Origin of the sequence: Cylindrospermopsis sp. CR12 (genome assembly GCF_001432185.1) — a bacterium.
Lineage (GTDB): Bacteria > Cyanobacteriota > Cyanobacteriia > Cyanobacteriales > Nostocaceae > Raphidiopsis > Raphidiopsis raciborskii.
In genome coordinates this window covers 1-262 of sequence record NZ_LMVE01000072.1, presented here as the reverse complement: position 1 = coordinate 262, position 262 = coordinate 1, and the positions used below count along the sequence as shown (strand labels likewise).

Genomic DNA, 262 nt, shown 5'->3' with positions numbered 1-262 from the left:
AGAGGGAGTGAAAGTAAGATAAGAGTAATTATCAGTAGTTCAGAAAGGAGTTTTTTCCATTGTCTACCATCTATGTCTTGTCTAACCCCTCTACTACAATTACCAAAGAAGATTCTATTACTAATGCTATTAATCAATGGTTATATGGTAAATCTAATCACTCTAAAAGAAGCTATAATAGGGTAATTCGTAGTTACATATCTTATTTAGATGATATCCATATAGCTAATTCTACTGCTTCTCATTTTAGAGATTACCAGGA

General features: G+C 31.3%; 1 protein-coding gene. It reads left to right on the top strand.

Annotated elements, in window-relative coordinates; all coding sequences use genetic code 11:
• Positions 1 to 59: 59 nt before the first annotated feature.
• Positions 60 to 262 (top strand): hypothetical protein (locus ASL19_RS17860; protein WP_057178062.1); only part of this gene is annotated, 203 nt, incomplete at its 3' end.